Genomic DNA, 16,559 nt, shown 5'->3' on the forward strand with positions numbered 1-16,559 from the left:
GCAGGGCGTGGCGAGGGCCGACCTGCGGGGTCACGGCCGCCGCGGCGAGCACGGAGGCGCGCAGCGCGGCGGGCGGCTCGCCCGCGACGGCGTCGCCGAGGGTGGCCGCCACGGCGGTGAGCTGAGCCAGCTCGGCGGCGGCGGACGGATCGGTCGCCACCAGCTGCTCGACGAGCACGCGCTCGTCGGGGTCGACCGCGTCGAGCGCGTACGCGCCGAGGAGCGCGCGGACGTCGTCGTCGGGGGACGGCGTGGTCATGCGATCACCCCCAAGCAGTCGCGCAGGCGGAGCAGGCCGTCACGGATCCGCGACTTCACGGTCGGCAGCGGCGCGGCGAGCTGGTCGGCCACCTCACGGTAGGTCCGGCCGCCGTAGTAGGCGAGGACCACGGCCTGCTTCTGGGTAGGGGTCAGGGAGCCGAGGCAGTCGCGGACGCGCACCTGCTCGAGGGCGGCCTCGACCTCGTCGGCGACGACGTCGAACTCGCGCTCCGTGCTCTCGTCGAGCACGCGCTGGTCGCGGTCCCGCTGGGCCTGGACGGCGCGGACGCGGTCGATGGCGCGTCGGTGGGCGAGCGTCAGGGCCCAGGTGCGCGCGGACCCGCGGCTCGCGTCGAACCGGGCGGCGGTGCGCCAGACCTCGACCCAGACCTCCTGCGCGACCTCGGCGGCGTGGTCCGGGTCGCGCAGCACGCCGAGGCAGGTGCCGAAGACGCCGCGGCCGAGGAGGTCGTAGAGCTGCGCGAACGCGGAGTCGTCGCCCTGCGCGACCTCGCCCAGGAGCAACTCGGCGGAGCGGGGCGCGTCGGCCTGGTCCGGTCGTCGCTCCACGCGGGCCAGTGTGCCCCACCGGACCGCCGCCCGCCGCTCGGCGGGCACGCGTCGGGTCGGCGCGGGGTGCCTGGGCAGGCGCGCCGGGTGCGTCGACAGCAGTACCGGGGACATCGGGTCCGTCGTCCGTCGTGGGGATGGGGCACCCAGGGTTCGACGCCGCCGCCCGAGCGGATGGCTCGGACGGCGGACCGGATCAGCGACGCAGCGCGGCGGCGGCGTCCAGGTGCGCGTCGCGGCGGTGCTCGTGCGCACGGCGCTCGGCGTGCTGCCAGGCCTCGACCGGTGCGACCACCGGGCGGGCGAAGCGGGCGCGGGACGAGCGGAGCACGAGTCGGGGGACGGGGATGCGCACGGTGCGCACGTCGTACGTCAGCGCGACCATGTCACGCCTCCTCGGATGCGATGGGAGAGCTCGGGTGGGGGGCGCCGTCAGGCGCCTCCGGACCTGGTGCGGGATCGACGTGCAGATCGGGGTGCGAGGTGGCGAACCAGCGCATGAGGAGCGCGCCGGCCGGGCGCGACGCGGCGTCACGGGTCCGGGCGACGAAGGGCATGAGGAGCGCGCCGACGGCGTCGAGCAGGTGTTCCGTCTCCTGGGGCGTGGCCCAGAAGGTGTCCTTGGTCATCGACGTCGGCAGCGGGGTGCCCGCCAGCTCGTCGGCGCGCTCGGCCCGCTCGCGCAGGTACCGCACGAAGCCGTCGGCCTCCTGGCGGACCGTCACCTCGGCGAGCTCGACGACCGCACGCACCGACCCCGGCACCGACTCGTCGGGGACGAACTGGGTGCGGTCGGCGCTCGGCCGCCACGGCCGCTCGCGTCCGCGGGGCTCGCCAGGCTCGATGAACCCGTAGCGCGCCAGCAGGCGCAGGTGGAACGAGCAGTTGGCCACCGACTCGCCGGTGTGCTTGGCGCACTGCGTGGCGGTGGCCTCGCCGACGTCCTCCAGGTAGTCGAGCAACGCGAGCCGCAGCGGGTGGGCCAGCGCGCGGATGCGCTCCGGGTCGCTACGGCCCGTGCGGCTGGTGTCCTCCTGCGTGCTCATGACTCGACTGTAGGACACGCAACGACCGTTGCGCAAGAGTTGTTGCGAAAGAGGTGTTGCGAACGACGAAGGCCCCCACCGCCATGGTGGGGGCCTTCGTGTCGTACGGAGGGGCTAGATCACTTGAATGCGTCCTTCACGTTCTCGCCGGCCTGCTTGATGTTCGCGCTGGCCTGATCTGCCTTGCCCTCTGCTTCGAGACGCTCGTCGTCGGAAACCTTGCCGGCCGATTCCTTGACCTTGCCCTTGGCTTCTTCCGCAGCGTTGCTGATCTTGTCGTCGAGACCCATCAGAATCACTCCTCTCGGGTTGGCAACACCTCGACGCTATGACGACGAGCCCTGCTCCGCATCCGGAGCGACCGCGTCGCGGAGTGCGCCGAGCACCTGCTCCCAGTTCGCCGTCGCGTGCGACGCCTCCTCCGCCGAGCCGTTGCCGTCCTGCTCGAGCGTCACGGTGGTCGACCCGTCGCGCTCGTCGAACGTGAAGGTCAGGTGGTGGTAGTTCTCGGGCACGTCCGGCTGCCCGCTCAGCGGCGAGTAGTGGGTGTACCGCAGCCGGCGCGGGCGGTCGACCTCGAGGATCTCGCCGTGGTCCTGGAACGGCTTGCCGTCCCACTCCCCGTCGAAGGTGATCGGCACGCCGACCACGTACGTGCTGGTCACGCGCGCGCCCATCATCCAGGTGGCCTCGGGGTCGACCAGCGTGTCCCAGACGGTCTCGGCAGCGGCCGGGATCTCGACGGACGCACGGGCGACGTGGTTCTCAGACATGAGCGCCTCCTCGGACGCGGTAGAGGTCGGTGAGCGTGAAGATCTCCGACCCGTGGTGGATGAGCTCTCGGTTGACGTGCTGGACCAGGTGCGCGAACGGCGCCTGCGCGTCGATCTCGGTCGCCTGGCTGAACCCGACGGTGAAGATGTCGTCGTCGGACATCTCGGCGAGGCCCTGCCGCCACCGGTCGGCGCTGCGCGCCAGCTCCGCGACGGCTGGGCCGACCTCGCCCGAGTACGTGAGCGTCGGCCTCCGGGCCCGGTGCTCGCCGAACGTCCAGTCCCACCGCTCCGTCAGCACCTCGGTCAGGTGCGCGACCAGCCACGCGATGGTGCGCGGGCCGGGGAAGTCACCCGACGGGGGCCACTCGACCACCCACTCGCCCGCGCCGAACGTGCGAGCCGCGGTCGACTCGGACCGCCGCCGGACGGTGAGCGCACCGGGCCCCGGCTCCCACGCGAACTCCTCCTGGGTCACGGTGTCGAGCCGCCGTCGCAGCTCCCACCAGGAGAACTCGAGCTGCCCGCGCACCACCGCACGCGGCGTCGGGACGCTCAGGAGCGACCAGTCGAACTCGTCCATCGGGCTCCTCCGGTGCGGGGGGCGTGCCGGTCCCTCCGACCGTAGCCACGACCGCACACGGCCGCCCGGTCAGGCGGCCGGGCGCTCCGCCTCGGGCATCTCCTCGCGCAGCCGGGGCTCCGTGCGCCGCGCGGGCGCGAACCCGGCCTTGTCGGCGTAGAAGGCGCGCACCACGTCCATGTCGGCCGCGACGTCGCCGGTCAGGCGCAGGGTCGGTCCGAGGCCCGTCGTCATGGTGGTGCGGTCGACGTACCCCAGCGTGACCGGCAGGTCCGTGGCGCGCGCGATGCGGTAGAAGCCCGACTTCCAGCCGGCGCCGCTGCGCGTGCCCTCAGGCGTCACGACGAGGTAGAAGCGGTCGCCGCCGTGGATGCGCGCGACGATCTCGTCGACCAGCCCGGCCGGGTCGCGACGGTCGACAGGGATGCCGCCGAGCGCCCGCATCACCGGGCCGGCCGGCCCCGTGAACAGCTGGTGCTTGCCGAGCCAGCGGATCTTCAGGTCGGCCTCGCCGGAGATCGCCAGCATCAGGATGAAGTCCCAGTTGGACGTGTGGGGGGCGCCGATGAGCAGCCCGGCGCCGTCCACGGGCACGCGCTCCGTCTGCAGGGTCCAGCGGCTCAGGCGCCAGTAGGCGCGGGCCAGCGTGCGTCGGAGGCTCACCCGTGGACGGTACCCGACCGCCGACCTCAGCCCCGTGCGCGGTCCCAGTCATACCCGGCTGTGCCGCTTTGTCGCCTGCTCTTGACTCTGCCCGCAACGGTTCGTAATGTCTCGTTTTGCACTCGCAAGAACTCGACACAGATACGCACAAAGACGTGTGTCTAGTCGCAAACACTCGAACGTCCCCGCTGCACCGCGGCAGCGGAACTGCTGTTCGCCGCGCTCGCGCCGGCGGGGCACCGACGCCCCGCGGCCGGTCCGGTTCCCGTGCGTCCAGCGTCGGGCGCGCAGGTCCCCCGGTCCGAGCACCGACCCCGCCTCCGGGTGGGAGAACGAGGACGACCCATGAGAAGGAACGCCAGGCTCGCCGTCGTGGCACTCGCCACGACGGCGCTCGTCGCACCGCTCGGCCTCGCGCTCGTCGCGCAGGGTGCCGCGGCCGCGGCGCCGAACCTCGCCGCGGGCAAGCCCGCCACCGCCAGCAGCACCGCCGACGTCTACGGCGCCGGCAACATCACGGACGGCAACTCCTCGACGTACTGGGAGTCCACCAACAACCAGTTCCCGCAGTGGGTCCAGGTCGATCTCGGCAGCGCCGCCACGGTCACCGACCTCACGCTCAAGCTGCCGACGGGCGCGTGGGGCGCCCGGACCGAGACACTCACGGTGCAGGGCTCGACCAACGGCTCGACCTTCACGACGCTCAAGGCCTCCGCGGGGTACACGTTCGACCCGGCGAGCGCGAACACCGTGAACGTCGACGTCACCGACACCTCGGTGCGCTACGTCCGCCTGAGCGTCACCGCGAACACCGGCTGGCCCGCCGGGCAGCTCTCGGAGCTCGAGGTGCACGGCAGCACCACGCCCGACCCCACACCGACCACCACGACGCCGCCCCCGGTCAGCGGCCAGAACCTCGCGCTGTCCCGTCCGATCGTGGCGTCGTCGACCGAGTGGACCTACGCGGCGACCAACGCCGTCGACGGGTCGCTGACCAGCTACTGGGAGGGCGCCGGCGGTCAGTACCCGAGCAACCTCACGGTCACGCTGGCGTCGGCGAGCCAGCTGTCGGCGGTGACGGTCAAGCTCAACCCCGACCCGGCGTGGGGCAACCGCACGCAGACGTTCGAGGTGCAGGGCCGCACGGGCACGGGCGCGTTCACCACGCTCGCGTCGTCGGCGGCCCGCGCCTTCAGCCCGTCCACCGGCAACAGCGTCACCGTCCCCGTGAGCGGCACCGCGAGCGACGTCCGCGTCGTCTTCACGGGCAACACCGGCGCCGGCAACGGGCAGGTCGCCGAGCTCCAGGTGTTCGGCACGCCCGCGCCGAACCCCGACCTCACGGTCACGGGGGTCACCGGCACGGCGAACGCCACGGAGTCCACCGCGATCACGCTCACCGCCACCGTGAAGAACATCGGCACCTCCGCGTCGGCCGCCACGTCGGTCGCGTTCCAGGTCGACGGCCAGACCGCCGTCAACGCGTCGGTCGGTGCCCTCGGCGCCGGCGCCACCACCACGGTGACCGCGAGCATCGGCGCGAAGGCCGCCGGCTCGTACACCATCGGCGCGACGGCCGACCCCGCCAACACCGTGGTCGAGCAGAGCGAGTCGAACAACGCGTACAGCAACCCGACCAAGCTGGTCGTCACGCCGGTCGCGTCCTCCGACCTGGTTCCGGTGGTCAGCTGGAGCCCGGGCAACCCGGCCGCCGGCGCGGTCGTCACCTTCACCGGCGCGGTCGCCAACAACGGCAACATCGCGACGTCGACGGCGGCCCACGGCCTGACGGTCACGGTCAAGGACTCGACCACCGGCACCGTGGTGAAGACCTTCACCGGCTCGGTGAGCGGCGCGATCGCCGCGGGCGCCACCAGCGCCTCCGTGACCCTGGGCACCTGGACGGCCGGCAACGGCACGTACGACGTGTCGAGCGCGGTCGGCGCGGACTCCACCGAGGTGCCAGGCAAGCAGGCCAACAACGTGGTGACCGGCGGGATCTTCGTCGGCCGCGGCGCGCACCTGCCGTTCGACATGTACGAGGCCGAGGACGGTCGGACCGGTGGCGGAGCCACGTTGATCGGCCCGAACCGGACGGTCGGCGACCTCGCCGGCGAGGCGTCCGGCCGCCGCGCCGCCACGCTGAGCGCCACGGGCTCCTACGTCGAGTGGACGACGAAGAACCCGACGAACACGCTGGTCACGCGCTTCTCCATCCCGGACAGCGCGGCGGGCACGGGACAGTCGGGCAGCATCGACGTCTTCGTCAACGGCACCTACCTCAAGCGCCTCGACCTGACGTCGAAGTTCGCGTGGCTGTACGGAAACGAGACCAACCCCGGCAACCAGCCGGACAGCTCGCCGCGGCACATCTACGACGAGGCGAACACGCTGCTGGGCACCACGGTGCCGGCGGGCGCGACGATCCGTCTGCAGCGCACGGCCAGCAACCCCCAGCCGGTGACGATCGACTTCATCAACACCGAGCTGGCCACGGCCAACCCGAATCCCAACCCGGCCCAGTACGTGCAGCCCGCCGGCTTCACGCACCAGGACGTGCAGAACGCGCTCGACAAGGCGCGCATGGACGCCACGGGCACGATCAAGGGCGTCTACCTGCCCGCAGGTGAGTACTCCACGTCGAGCAAGTTCCAGGTGTACGGCAAGGCGGTCGACATCGTCGGCGCCGGGCCGTGGTTCACGCGCTTCTCCGCCCCGTCCGGGCAGGAGAACACCGACGTCGGGTTCCGCGCGGAGGCGTCGGCCAACGGCTCCAAGTTCCGTGGGTTCGCGTACTTCGGCAACTACACCAGCCGCATCGACGGTCCGGGCAAGGTGCTCGACTTCACCAACGTCTCGAACATGACGGTGGACGACCTCTGGGTCGAGCACATGATCTGCATGTTCTGGGCGTCCAACATGGACAACAGCACCATCACCAACTCGCGCATCCGGAACACGTTCGCCGACGGCATCAACATGACCAACGGCAGCGCCAACAACCGGGTGGCCAACATCGAGGCGCGCGGCACGGGTGACGACTCGTTCGCCCTGTTCGCGGCCACCGACGCAGGCGGCACCGGCCAGACCGGCAACGTCTACGAGAACCTGACGTCGCTGGTCACCTGGCGCGCCGCGGGCCTGGCGGTCTACGGCGGGTACGGGAACACGTTCCGCAACATCTACATCGCGGACACCCTCGTGTACTCCGGCATCACGATCAGCTCGCTCGACTTCGGCTATCCGATGGACGAGTTCGGCTCGGCCTCGCCGACGGTGTTCCAGAACATCTCGATCGTGCGGGCCGGCGGGCACTTCTGGGGCAACCAGACGTTCCCCGCGATCTGGGTGTTCTCCGCGTCGAAGAAGTTCCAGGGCATCCGGGTGAGCGACGTCGACATCGTCGACCCGACCTACTCGGGAATCATGTTCCAGACGAACTACGTCGGCAGCCAGCCGCAGAACCCCATCACCGACACGACCTTCACCAACGTGTCGATCAGCGGAGCCCGCAAGAGCGGCGACGCCTGGGACGCGAAGTCCGGGTTCGGCATCTGGGTCAACGAGCAGCCCGAGTCGGGTCAGGGACCCGCCGTGGGCTCGGCGACCTTCACCAACCTGCGCCTGAGCAACAACGCGCAGGACATCAAGAACACCACGTCCACCTTCACCATCAACCGGAGCTAGCGGGCTCCCCCAGTCGCCCGGGCCTTCCCTCGAGGCCCGGGCCGACGACGGCGGGCGGTCGGTGTGCGGTCCCGACCGTCCGTCGTCGTGCCCCCTGCCGGGAACGCCGGACCAGCTCCCCGGGCACCCGCAGGGCGCGAGCCCGTGACGGCATGAAGCGCACGAAGAACCCGACCCGCATGAGCCACGCGACCCACCCCGTGAGCGGGATCCCGTACAGGTCCGCGACGCCCCGGCCCACGCCGAACGACGCCGCCTGACCCAGCCCGAGGTACCGGAAGGGCCGACCCGCCCGCCCCGAGAGGGAGCGAGCGACGTTGCGTCCGACGTGGTCGCCCGCCTTGATCGCCCAGAGCGCGTTGGCCGTGACCGTCAGGCCGGTGCGCGGGTGCGCGACGCGGGCCGCGTCGCCGGCGGACCACACGTCGGGCGCGACGAGCAGGGCGCGGGTGGTGACCAGCCGACCGCGGTCGTCGCGCGGGAGGGTCTCCAGGCCGGGCAGGGCGACCGCGCGCTGCCCGGTGGTCGCGAGGACTACCCGGGTACCGACCACGGACCCGTCCGAGAGGGTCACCGACTCGTCGTCGGCCGCGACCACCCGCAGGCCCGTGCGGACGTCGACCCCGAGCCGCTCGAGCTCGGCGACGCACCGCGCCGCCAGCCGCGAGGGCAGCGCGGGGACGACCCGGTCGGCCGACTGGACCAGGACGACGTGCGGCGTGCGGGCCGCGAGCGCGGCGGCCAGCTCGACGCCCGCGAGGCCGCCGCCGACCACCACCACCGGACCGTCGACCACGCGCACGTGCTGGAGCAGGTCCGCCAGGTCGCCCGGCCCTCGCAGGGTGAGGGCGCGGCCGTCCAGGCCATCGAGCGGTTCGCGCGCGCCGGTGCCCACGACGAGCGCGTCGTAGCCGATCCGGTGCTCGGCGTCGTCCGTCGCGTAGTGCACCCGGCGCGCCGCCAGGTCGACCCGCGTGACCCGGGCGTGCACCACGCGGGCACGCGGCAGGGCCTCGGTCAGCGGCGTCTGCATCAGCTCCAGGGGCAGCAGCCCGGCCACGACCTCGCCGGTGAACCCGTGGAAGTTGTGCACGGTGTCGGCGCTGAGCACGACGATCTCGACCTCGCCCCGGTCCAGCTCGCCGCGGAGCCGCCGGGCCAGCGCGCCGTACGCGTGCAGCGTGACGTACCCGCCGCCGAGCAGGACGACGCGCTTCACCGCGCGCCGACCAGCGGCCGGCCGAAGCTCGCGGGGAGCGCCGCCCCGAACCCGTGCGCGGCGAACCGCCGCGCGAGCCCGCGCACGTGCTCCACCTGGTCGAGCGTCGGCACGCCGATCGAGAAGTGCCCCGTGTGACCGGCGAGCCCGAGCAGGAAGGTCTCCGCGAAGCACGCGTACGCCTGGCCGCGCGGCAGACCGATGTCGGCACCCTTCAGCGTCATGCCCGGGATCGAGACGACGCCGCCGTCGACCAGCGTGACGTCGGGCCGCGCGTCCGCCAGGTCGGGCGAGGTGTTGCGCGGCTGGGTCGCGTCGAGCACCAGCGCCCCGGGGGCCAGGTGCTCGGCGCCCAGGAGCGCGTCGCTCGACGCCGTCAGCAGCACCACGGCGTCGCAGCCGCGCACGTCGTGCAGGTCCGTCGACGTGCTCGTCCGAACCCGTCCCCCCACCTCCGCCGCGAGGGCGGCCAGCCGCGGGGCGCCGCGCGCGACGAGCAGCAGCGAGTCCACCGACCCGGCCCGGGCGAGCAGGCGGACCAGCGTGGTCCCGACGGACCCTGTCGCTCCCACGATCGCCACGCGCCGCTCGGGGGCGTCGTCGAGCAGCGCCAGCAGCTGGTCCTCGACGATCGCCGCCGTGTACGCGTTGCCGTTGGTGACGCCGATGTCCGTGCGGCCCCGCAGCGTCGCGCCGCCGGCCGTGACGGTCGCCGTCAGCGCGCCGAGCCCCACGACCCCCGCGCCGAKCCGCGCCGCGTGGTCGATCGCCTGCCCGACCCGGGCGCGGCCCTCGTGCGGCAGCCCGAGCAGGTGCTTCGCCCCGAACGGCACGAGCACCACGTGGCCCACGGGCTCGCGGTCCAGGTCGACGCGCGACATCGCGTACGGCCGCAGCGGCAGCTTCCGGACGGCCGCGTCGACGAGCCCCTCCGGCACGTGCCCGAGCGGGCGCCAGATGCGGGCGAGGTCGTCGGCGATCCGGGAGCGCGGGTGGACGAGGAACGCGAACGGTGCGGCGGTGCTCATCGGTGGCTCCCTGGCTCGTGGTCTGCCCCGAAGGGGCGCCGGGGGAGCCGGGAGATACCGCGCGTGCCGGGTGAGGTGGGGTTATACCTCGTCGCGCCAGCTGTGCTGCGGGTCGTAGCCGAGCAGGCGACGGGCCTTGTCGATGGACAGGAGCGTCTCGCGGCCCTCGATCGGACGGCGGACCGGGACGTCCGGGAAGTACTCGGCGACGAGCTCGGCCGACGGGCGCTCCAGGACGGTGTCGGGGGACGCGACGATGAACGCCTCGAACCCGGTCAGGTCGCTCTCGAGCGCGAGCCGGACCGCCAGGGCGCCGTCGCGCGCGTCGATGTAGCCCCAGAGGTTCCAGATCCGGCTGCGCGGGTCGTCCGCGAAGCCCGGGAAGGCGACGTAGTCGGCGACGTCCATGACGTTGGAGAACCGCAGCCCGATGAGCTTGAGCGACGGGTCCCAGCGCGTGAAGTGCCGCGCCATCTCCTCCTCGACCGCCTTGCCCAGCGAGTAGGTGCTCTCCGGGCGGACCGCGTACTCCTCGTCGACCGGCACGTACGGCGGGGGCGTCTCGAACGGCAGCCCGAGGACCGTCTCGCTCGACGCCCAGACGACGTTCGTGATGCCCGCCCGGCGCGCCGCGCTGAACACGTGGTGGGTGGACACGACGTTGTTGGCGAACGTCGCGCCGCTCGGGCGCAGGCCCGGCGCGGGGATCGCCGCGAGGTGGACCACCGCGTCGACGCCGTCGTACCGGTCGTCGATGCCCGTCAGCGCCTCTGTCACCTGGCCCAGGTCGGTGAGGTCGACGCGGCTGAACACCGCCCGCTGCCCGGCCGGGGGCAGCGCGGTGTCGACGTTCACGACGTCGTACCCGTGCTCGGCGAGGTCCTGCACGACCGCGCGCCCGAGCTTGCCGGAACCGCCGGTGACCACCACGCGGCTCATGACGCGTCCACCCAGGTGTGCTCCGGGGGAAGCAGCGCTTCCAGCGCCGGCCAGATCGCGTCCGGCAGGGGCTCCGACGCGAGATCGAGGGTGCGGGCCACGCGCCCCGGGCGGCTCATGCCGACGATGGTCGACGCGATCCGCGGGTCCCGCAGCGAGAACTGCAGGGCCGCGGTGCCCAGGTCGGTGTGGAAGTCGGAGCACACCCGGCGCATGGCCTCGACCGCGGCCAGGGTCTCGGGCGGCGCCGGGCGGTACCCGTACGTCGTCGGCCCGCCGGCCTGGAACGCCAGGATCCCGCCGCCGTAGACGGCTGCGTTGAGGATGCCCATCCCCTGCCGGACGGCCTCGTCGAGCAGCGGACCGGCGCTGCGGTCCACCAGCGTCCAGCGGTTGTGCACCAGCAGGACGTCGAAGACGCCGAGGTCGAGGTACTTCGCGATCTCCTGCACCTGTCCGCCGGCCAGGCCGATCGCACCGACCTCACCCGCCTCCTTGAGCCGGACCAGCGCCTCGACGGGTCCGCCGGGCGCGGACATCTCGGCGAAGTCGAACGACTCGGGATCGTGCAGGTGGACGAGCGGGAGGTGGTCGATGCCGAGCCGCTCGCGGCTCTCGGCCACCGACGCCCGCACGCGGTCGGCCGAGTAGTCGCGCCCCGACGGGTCGACCTTCGTCGCGATGACGACGTCCTCGGGCACCCCGCCGGCCTCCGCGAGCGCCGCGCCGATGCGCCGCTCGCTCTCGCCGTCGCTGTAGCCGTTCGAGGTGTCGATGAACCGGATCGGGCTGTCCAGCGCGGCCAGGACCGTCGCGACGCCCTCGTCGGCGGGGACGTCGCGGCCGAACAGGGCCGGCATGCTGCCGAGCGGTCCCCCGCCGAGACAGACCGCGGAGACCCGCAGGCCCGTCGGGCCGAGGTCGCGGAGCCAACCGGGCTGGCCTGGTGCGTAGTCGGGCTGCTTCATCTCGCCATCCCACCACGGGTGCGCCCGAGATGTCGGCTCGTTCGCTAGCGTCGAGCCAGGAGCGGTTCGAGCCAGGGAGCGCGCATGAGTCAGGCCGAGGTCGTCGCCAAGCCGTCACCGCTGCAGCGGGTGCTCGACGGGATCGAGCGGGTGGGCAACAAGGTGCCGCACCCGGTGATCATCTTCCTGATCCTCATCGCGTTCATCATGGTGCTCTCCGCCCTCTTCCAGGCGGCCGGCAGCACGGTGACGTTCGAGCAGGCGCAGATCGGGGCCGAGGAGCCGGTCACCGTCACGGTCGCCGCGCAGAGCCTCCTCGACGCCGACGGGCTCCGGTTCGTGTTCACCTCGCCGGTGGCCAACTTCAACAACTTCGGCGTCGTCGGCGTCATCGTCGTCGCCATGATCGGCGTGGGCATGGCCGAGGAGGTCGGCCTGATCGCGTCGTTCATCAAGCGGCTGGTCAAGGTCACGCCGCCGCGCGCGATCACGTTCATCATCGTGCTGCTGGGCGTCCTGTCCTCCATCGCCACCGACGCCGGCTACCTCGTGCTCATCCCGCTGTCCGCCGCGGTGTTCCTCTCCCTCGGCCGGCACCCCCTGGCGGGCCTCGCGGCGGCGTTCGCCGGCGTCGGCGGCGGGTTCGCAGTGAACATGCTGATCACGCCCGTCGACGGGATGCTCGCGGAGATCACCAACGAGGCGATCGCCGACCCGTCGCAGCACGTCTCGATCACCGGCAACCTCTACTTCGGCATCGTCTCGACCTTGCTGGTCACCGTCGTGGTCACGCTGCTCACGGAGAAGTTCGTCGAGCCCCGGCTGGGCGCCTACCACCCGTCGGAGGGGCCGGAGACTGCCGACGAACCGCCGTCGGGCGAGCTCAGCGCCGAKGAGAAGAACGKCCTGCGGTGGGCGTTCTGGGGATTCCTCGGCACCACCGCCGTGGTCCTCGCGCTCTCGCTGCCGCCGAACGCCCTGCTGCGCAACCCCGAGACCGGCAGCCTGATCGAGGACTCCCCGCTGCTGAACTCGATCATCTTCCTGATCCTCGTGTACTTCTTCGTGATGGGGGTCTGCTACGGCAAGGGCGCCGGCACCGTGAAGGGCTCGATGGACGTCATCAACCCGATGGTCAAGACCATCTCCGGGCTGTCCGGCCTGATCTTCCTGCTGCTGGTGATCAGCCAGTTCATCGCCTACTTCAACTACTCGAACCTGGGCACCATCGCCGCGGTCAACATGGCCGACGCCCTCGAGGCCGCCAACCTGAGCACCGTCTGGCTCATCCTCGGGCTCATCGCGATGACCGCCGTCATCGACATCTTCATCGGCGGCGTCGTGCCCAAGTGGGCCATCTTCGCGCCCGTGTTCGTGCCCCTGTTCATCCAGCTCGGCATCTCCCCCGACCTGGCCATGGCCGCCTACCGCGTCGGCGACTCGCCGGTGAACGTGGCCACCCCGCTCATGCCGTACTTCGCGCTCATCGTCATCTTCGCCGAGCGCTACCGGCGCAAGGTCGGCGTCGGGTCCGTCATCTCGCTGATGCTCCCGTACACCGTCGTGCTGCTCATCACCTGGAGCGCGCTGCTCGTGGTCTGGTACCTGCTCGGCCTGCCGCTCGGGCCGGGCGCGTCGATCTACCTGAACTGACGCCATCATGAGTCGCGTCCAGCGGTGGGAACACCGCAGCGAGTGGCCGCTGTCGATCGCGGCCGTGATCTTTCTCGTCGCCTACGGCCTCCCGATCGCCATCCCGACGATGAGTACTGACAGCCGCGTGCTCTGCGAGATCGCCGTCCGCGCGACGTGGCTGGTGTTCGCGGTGGACTACTTCGCGCGGTTGTACCTCGCCGAGCAGCGGTGGACCTTCGTCAAGCGTCATCTGCTCGACCTGGCCGTCATCGCGCTGCCGATCCTGCGCCCCTTGCGGCTGCTGCGTCTGGTCGCTCTCTTCGGGGTGCTCAACCGGATCGGGTCGCACACCCTGCGCGGCAGGGTCGTGACCTACGTGATCGGTGCGACGGCACTGCTCATCACGGTCGGTGCGCTCGCCGTGACAGACGCCGAACGCGGCAAGCCAGACACGAACATCACCAATCTCGGTGACGGCTTCTGGTGGGCCATCACGACGATGACCACCGTCGGGTACGGCGATCGCTATCCGACGACGACGACCGGCCGTTTCATCGCGGTAGCCCTCATGGTCGCCGGGATCGCTCTTCTGGGTGTCGTCACGGCGACGCTGGCCTCGTGGCTGGTGGAGCGCGTCGCGGAGGCGACCGAGGTGGAGCAGTCGGTGACGAGGGTGGAGGTCGAACAGCTCACGGCCGAGGTGCGGCGTCTCGCCGACGAGCTCGCGGCGATCAAGGTTGCCCCGTCTGGCGGCCCGAGCCGCTCGGCGTGAACGCGACGATCCCCGCGGCGCTGACCCCGAACAGCCGGTGGTCCACGACGGCGATCGTGTCGAGGCCCGCGGGCGCGGCCATGGTCCACGCGCGGCGGCCGTCGCGCAGGTCGTACGCCGCGAGGGTGGTGCGCTGCTGGTCGCCGCCGAGGACGATCGCGTGGCTGCCGTCGGTGACCAGGTTGCGGTTGCCCTGGCCGGCCGCCCGGACGCGCCACGCCTCGACCCCGCTGCGCAGGTCGTGCACCTGGAGCGTGCCGTCGACGAGCACGGCCACCCTGCCGTTCGCGACGAGCGTCGTCGTCGTCGCGCCCGGGGTCCGCATCGGGATGGTCCACGGGGTCCGGCCCGTGGTCACGTCCAGGGCTCGCAGGCCGTCGTCGGTCTGGAGGAGCAGGAGGTCGGGTGACGAGCCGTCGTCGGTGGCGATGAAGGCGAGGAAGGAGTCCCCGGTCGCGAGGCGCCGTCCGGTGTCGAGGTCGAGCAGCGTCGAGGGCTCGTCGAGGCCGGGCGTCAGGCTGTGCCCTCGCTGCCGCCGGACCTGGTCGGTGTCGTAGACCACCGAGGGCGCCCCGTCGGCCGTGAAGAGGTGCGTCGCGCCGAGCCACCCGACGGCGACCCGGGCCCCGTACAGCCGGACGTCCGCGAACGCCGACCCGACCGAGCCCGGGTCGCGCGGGACGGTGACGTTCCAGCGCGCGGCCCCGGTGGTCGGGTCGCGGCGCGACAGGCTCGAGCTGCGCGCCGCCGCCCCCGAGGTCTCGGCGAGCACGACGTCACCGCCGAGCGCCACGAGCGAGGCGTGGCGGGCGACCTCCACATCGCGCAGGACCTCGCCGGTCGCGACGTCGAAGGTGCGCAGGCGCAGGGCGGTGGGCTGCACCGTCGTCGCGTCACCCAGGACGTCCTCGCCCGCGCCGAGCATCCACGCCTCCGGCACCAGGCACACGACGACCGTGTCTCCCGGCGCCGTGCAGGCCGTCGGGTCGTCGACGGAGAGGTAGGGCGGGTCCCCGAGGTTCGGGGCCGTGGTCAGCGCCGTCCTCCACAGCTGCTCCCCGGTGTCGGCGTCGAGCGCCCGCAGCGACTGGCGCAGGTTGGCCGCCTGGTCCCAGAGGACGAGGACACCGTCGCGCACCCACGCCCGCTCCGGGGTCGCGACCACGTAGTCCCCCGGGGCCGACCGCGACGCCCACGCCACGCGTGGCGGGCCCGCCATTGCCGCGACCACCGAGGGGAGGGCCGCGAGAGCCGCCGCCCGTTCGCGGTCGGCCTGCGCCGAGCGGGCGATCGGCACGGCGACCGCGACGGCGAGCGCGATCGCCACCGCAGCGGCGACAAGGCGGTGCCGCCCGACCCATCCCAGCCCCCGCCGGACCGTGCCGCGGACCGCGGAACGGGCGCGGTCGACCCCGTCCTCGGCCGCGGACGGGCCGCCGGGCTCGACGAGCTCGACCTCCGCCATGCCGCGGCGATGCGCCATGCGGGGACGCTATCTCGCCAGAGCCGGGTCCGCCGTGAGCTCGACGTTGGCCCACAGCTCGTAGCCGAGCGGCTCGAGGTGGCCGATGAGCGCGCGCCGCACGCGGTCCTCGCCGGCGACGTCCCAGGCGCCCTCCGGCACGACGAAGTCCACCTCCACGTAGAGCCGGTTGCCCAGCTTGGTCGAGCGGACGAAGGGCTGGTCGAGGCCGAAGTCGGCGCGGACCGAGGCGACGGCGTCGTCGAGCGTGGCCTGCACGAGCGCGGGCGGCGCGCCCTCCAGCAGCTCGAGTCCCGCGGCCCGCAGCAGCCGCAGGGGGATGGGCAGCAGCACCGCGCACGCGACGAGCACGAGGACCGGGTCCACGTACCGCACCAGGTCGCCGAACGACGACAGGGCCAGCGCCAGACCGGCGCCGACGGCGAACACGAGGCTGAGCAGGGCACCGGCCCGCCACTGCGCCACCTCGGCGTGTACGAGCTCCGAGTCCGGCGCGCGGCGCCTCAGCAGGGCGGCGATCAGGTAGCTGCACACCATGGTGATCAGCCCGTACGCGGCGACGGTGCCGGGGGCGACGTCCGACCCGCCCGCCGCGATGATCGCCACGGCGTCGACGGCGGCGTACACGAGGGTGCCCAGCAGCGCCACGCCCTGCACCCCGATGGCCAACGGCGTGACCGCCGACTTGCCGAAAGGGAACCGTGCGGTCGGCGCCTCCGCCGCGGCGCGGGACGCCATCAGAGAGATCGCGGCGAGCACGATGCCGAGCAGGATGAACGCTCCGTCGAACAGCAGCACGCGCGACTGGGCGGCGACGCCCCAGACGACGGCGAACGCGCCCAGGACGACCGACCCGGCGATCGACCACCAGAGCGCGCGCCGCTCGGCCGCGTCCCCGGTCACCGAACCGGCCGCCGGGCCGGTCATCCTCG

General features: G+C 72.5%; 16 protein-coding genes and 1 pseudogene. 3 read left to right on the top strand and 14 right to left on the bottom strand.

Annotation, left to right across the window (positions count from 1 at the left end):
- From AC1DQC_RS16360 to AC1DQC_RS16395, 8 genes and pseudogenes are all read right to left on the bottom strand, one after another.
- Positions 1-259 (bottom strand): annotated as a pseudogene (locus AC1DQC_RS16360) (anti-sigma factor); the annotation flags it as partial.
- The gene (sigK, locus tag AC1DQC_RS16365) at positions 256-831 is read right to left on the bottom strand and encodes an ECF RNA polymerase sigma factor SigK (protein ID WP_477052297.1); all 576 of its coding nucleotides are present in this window, start codon (positions 829-831) and stop codon (positions 256-258) included. The pseudogene AC1DQC_RS16360 and the gene sigK, both read right to left, overlap by 4 nt.
- Before the next feature lie 196 nt (positions 832-1,027).
- Positions 1,028-1,216: a hypothetical protein gene (locus AC1DQC_RS16370; RefSeq protein WP_477052298.1), complete on the bottom strand. Its 189-nt coding sequence runs from the start codon at positions 1,214-1,216 to the stop codon at positions 1,028-1,030.
- Between the two features lies 1 nt (position 1,217).
- The gene (locus AC1DQC_RS16375) at positions 1,218-1,877 is read right to left on the bottom strand and encodes an ArsR/SmtB family transcription factor (RefSeq protein ID WP_477052299.1); all 660 of its coding nucleotides are present in this window, start codon (positions 1,875-1,877) and stop codon (positions 1,218-1,220) included.
- Between the two features lie 119 nt (positions 1,878-1,996).
- Entirely contained in the window at positions 1,997-2,167 is a 171-nt protein-coding gene (locus tag AC1DQC_RS16380) for a CsbD family protein (protein ID WP_477052300.1), read from the bottom strand.
- 36 nt (positions 2,168-2,203) lie between these two features.
- The gene (locus AC1DQC_RS16385) at positions 2,204-2,650 is read right to left on the bottom strand and encodes an SRPBCC family protein (protein WP_477052301.1); all 447 of its coding nucleotides are present in this window, start codon (positions 2,648-2,650) and stop codon (positions 2,204-2,206) included.
- A complete protein-coding gene (locus tag AC1DQC_RS16390; RefSeq protein WP_477052302.1) occupies positions 2,643-3,233 on the bottom strand; it encodes a DinB family protein in 591 nt (196 codons plus the stop codon). The genes AC1DQC_RS16385 and AC1DQC_RS16390 overlap by 8 nt, the downstream gene beginning before the upstream one ends.
- 69 nt (positions 3,234-3,302) lie before the next feature.
- Complete coding sequence (locus tag AC1DQC_RS16395) at positions 3,303-3,896, bottom strand: 1-acyl-sn-glycerol-3-phosphate acyltransferase (RefSeq protein WP_477052303.1); 594 nt, start codon at positions 3,894-3,896, stop codon at positions 3,303-3,305.
- A gap of 345 nt (positions 3,897-4,241) precedes the next feature.
- Here AC1DQC_RS16395 and AC1DQC_RS16400 point away from each other — a divergent pair, with 345 nt between their 5' ends.
- On the top strand, positions 4,242-7,583 hold the full coding sequence (locus tag AC1DQC_RS16400; protein ID WP_477052304.1) for a discoidin domain-containing protein: 3,342 nt from the start codon (positions 4,242-4,244) through the stop codon (positions 7,581-7,583).
- Here the strand turns inward: AC1DQC_RS16400 and AC1DQC_RS16405 are convergent.
- The 4 genes from AC1DQC_RS16405 to AC1DQC_RS16420 form a co-directional block, all read right to left on the bottom strand.
- Positions 7,570-8,802, bottom strand: a complete 1,233-nt coding sequence (locus AC1DQC_RS16405; RefSeq protein WP_477052305.1) for an NAD(P)/FAD-dependent oxidoreductase — start codon at positions 8,800-8,802, stop codon at positions 7,570-7,572. The genes AC1DQC_RS16400 and AC1DQC_RS16405 overlap by 14 nt on opposite strands.
- Positions 8,799-9,830: a semialdehyde dehydrogenase gene (locus AC1DQC_RS16410; protein ID WP_477052306.1), complete on the bottom strand. Its 1,032-nt coding sequence runs from the start codon at positions 9,828-9,830 to the stop codon at positions 8,799-8,801. The genes AC1DQC_RS16405 and AC1DQC_RS16410 overlap by 4 nt, the downstream gene beginning before the upstream one ends.
- A gap of 81 nt (positions 9,831-9,911) precedes the next feature.
- On the bottom strand, positions 9,912-10,769 hold the full coding sequence (locus AC1DQC_RS16415; RefSeq protein WP_477052307.1) for an NAD-dependent epimerase/dehydratase family protein: 858 nt from the start codon (positions 10,767-10,769) through the stop codon (positions 9,912-9,914).
- A complete protein-coding gene (locus tag AC1DQC_RS16420) occupies positions 10,766-11,737 on the bottom strand; it encodes an aldo/keto reductase (RefSeq protein WP_477052308.1) in 972 nt (323 codons plus the stop codon). Before AC1DQC_RS16420 ends, AC1DQC_RS16415 begins: the two co-directional genes overlap by 4 nt.
- 84 nt (positions 11,738-11,821) lie before the next feature.
- On the opposite strand from AC1DQC_RS16420, the gene AC1DQC_RS16425 reads away from it, so the two are divergent.
- Both AC1DQC_RS16425 and AC1DQC_RS16430 read left to right on the top strand, forming a co-directional pair.
- Complete coding sequence (locus AC1DQC_RS16425) at positions 11,822-13,390, top strand: AbgT family transporter (protein ID WP_477052309.1); 1,569 nt, start codon at positions 11,822-11,824, stop codon at positions 13,388-13,390.
- A gap of 7 nt (positions 13,391-13,397) precedes the next feature.
- The gene (locus tag AC1DQC_RS16430; protein ID WP_477052310.1) at positions 13,398-14,144 is read left to right on the top strand and encodes a potassium channel family protein; all 747 of its coding nucleotides are present in this window, start codon (positions 13,398-13,400) and stop codon (positions 14,142-14,144) included.
- Here the strand turns inward: AC1DQC_RS16430 and AC1DQC_RS16435 are convergent.
- Together AC1DQC_RS16435 and AC1DQC_RS16440 are read right to left on the bottom strand one after the other, a co-directional pair.
- Positions 14,104-15,627 carry an outer membrane protein assembly factor BamB family protein gene (locus AC1DQC_RS16435; RefSeq protein WP_477052311.1) on the bottom strand — a complete coding sequence of 508 codons (1,524 nt, stop codon included), beginning with the start codon at positions 15,625-15,627 and terminating at the stop codon, positions 14,104-14,106. The genes AC1DQC_RS16430 and AC1DQC_RS16435 overlap by 41 nt on opposite strands.
- 9 nt (positions 15,628-15,636) lie before the next feature.
- Complete coding sequence (locus AC1DQC_RS16440; RefSeq protein ID WP_477052312.1) at positions 15,637-16,554, bottom strand: cation efflux transmembrane domain-containing protein; 918 nt, start codon at positions 16,552-16,554, stop codon at positions 15,637-15,639.
- Positions 16,555-16,559 lie beyond the last annotated feature (5 nt).

Source organism: Cellulomonas sp. P4_H12 (assembly GCF_056400905.1).

Coding starts and splice junctions, on each gene's coding strand:
- AC1DQC_RS16380 (WP_477052300.1), bottom strand. CDS start 2,167: ATGGGTCTCGACGACAAGATCAGCAACGCTGCGGAAGAAGCCAAGGGC.
- AC1DQC_RS16420 (WP_477052308.1), bottom strand. CDS start 11,737: ATGAAGCAGCCCGACTACGCACCAGGCCAGCCCGGTTGGCTCCGCGAC.
- AC1DQC_RS16390 (WP_477052302.1), bottom strand. CDS start 3,233: ATGGACGAGTTCGACTGGTCGCTCCTGAGCGTCCCGACGCCGCGTGCG.
- AC1DQC_RS16430 (WP_477052310.1), top strand. CDS start 13,398: ATGAGTCGCGTCCAGCGGTGGGAACACCGCAGCGAGTGGCCGCTGTCG.
- AC1DQC_RS16435 (WP_477052311.1), bottom strand. CDS start 15,627: ATGGCGCATCGCCGCGGCATGGCGGAGGTCGAGCTCGTCGAGCCCGGC.
- AC1DQC_RS16370 (WP_477052298.1), bottom strand. CDS start 1,216: ATGGTCGCGCTGACGTACGACGTGCGCACCGTGCGCATCCCCGTCCCC.
- AC1DQC_RS16440 (WP_477052312.1), bottom strand. CDS start 16,554: ATGACCGGCCCGGCGGCCGGTTCGGTGACCGGGGACGCGGCCGAGCGG.
- AC1DQC_RS16415 (WP_477052307.1), bottom strand. CDS start 10,769: ATGAGCCGCGTGGTGGTCACCGGCGGTTCCGGCAAGCTCGGGCGCGCG.
- AC1DQC_RS16400 (WP_477052304.1), top strand. CDS start 4,242: ATGAGAAGGAACGCCAGGCTCGCCGTCGTGGCACTCGCCACGACGGCG.
- AC1DQC_RS16375 (WP_477052299.1), bottom strand. CDS start 1,877: ATGAGCACGCAGGAGGACACCAGCCGCACGGGCCGTAGCGACCCGGAG.
- AC1DQC_RS16385 (WP_477052301.1), bottom strand. CDS start 2,650: ATGTCTGAGAACCACGTCGCCCGTGCGTCCGTCGAGATCCCGGCCGCT.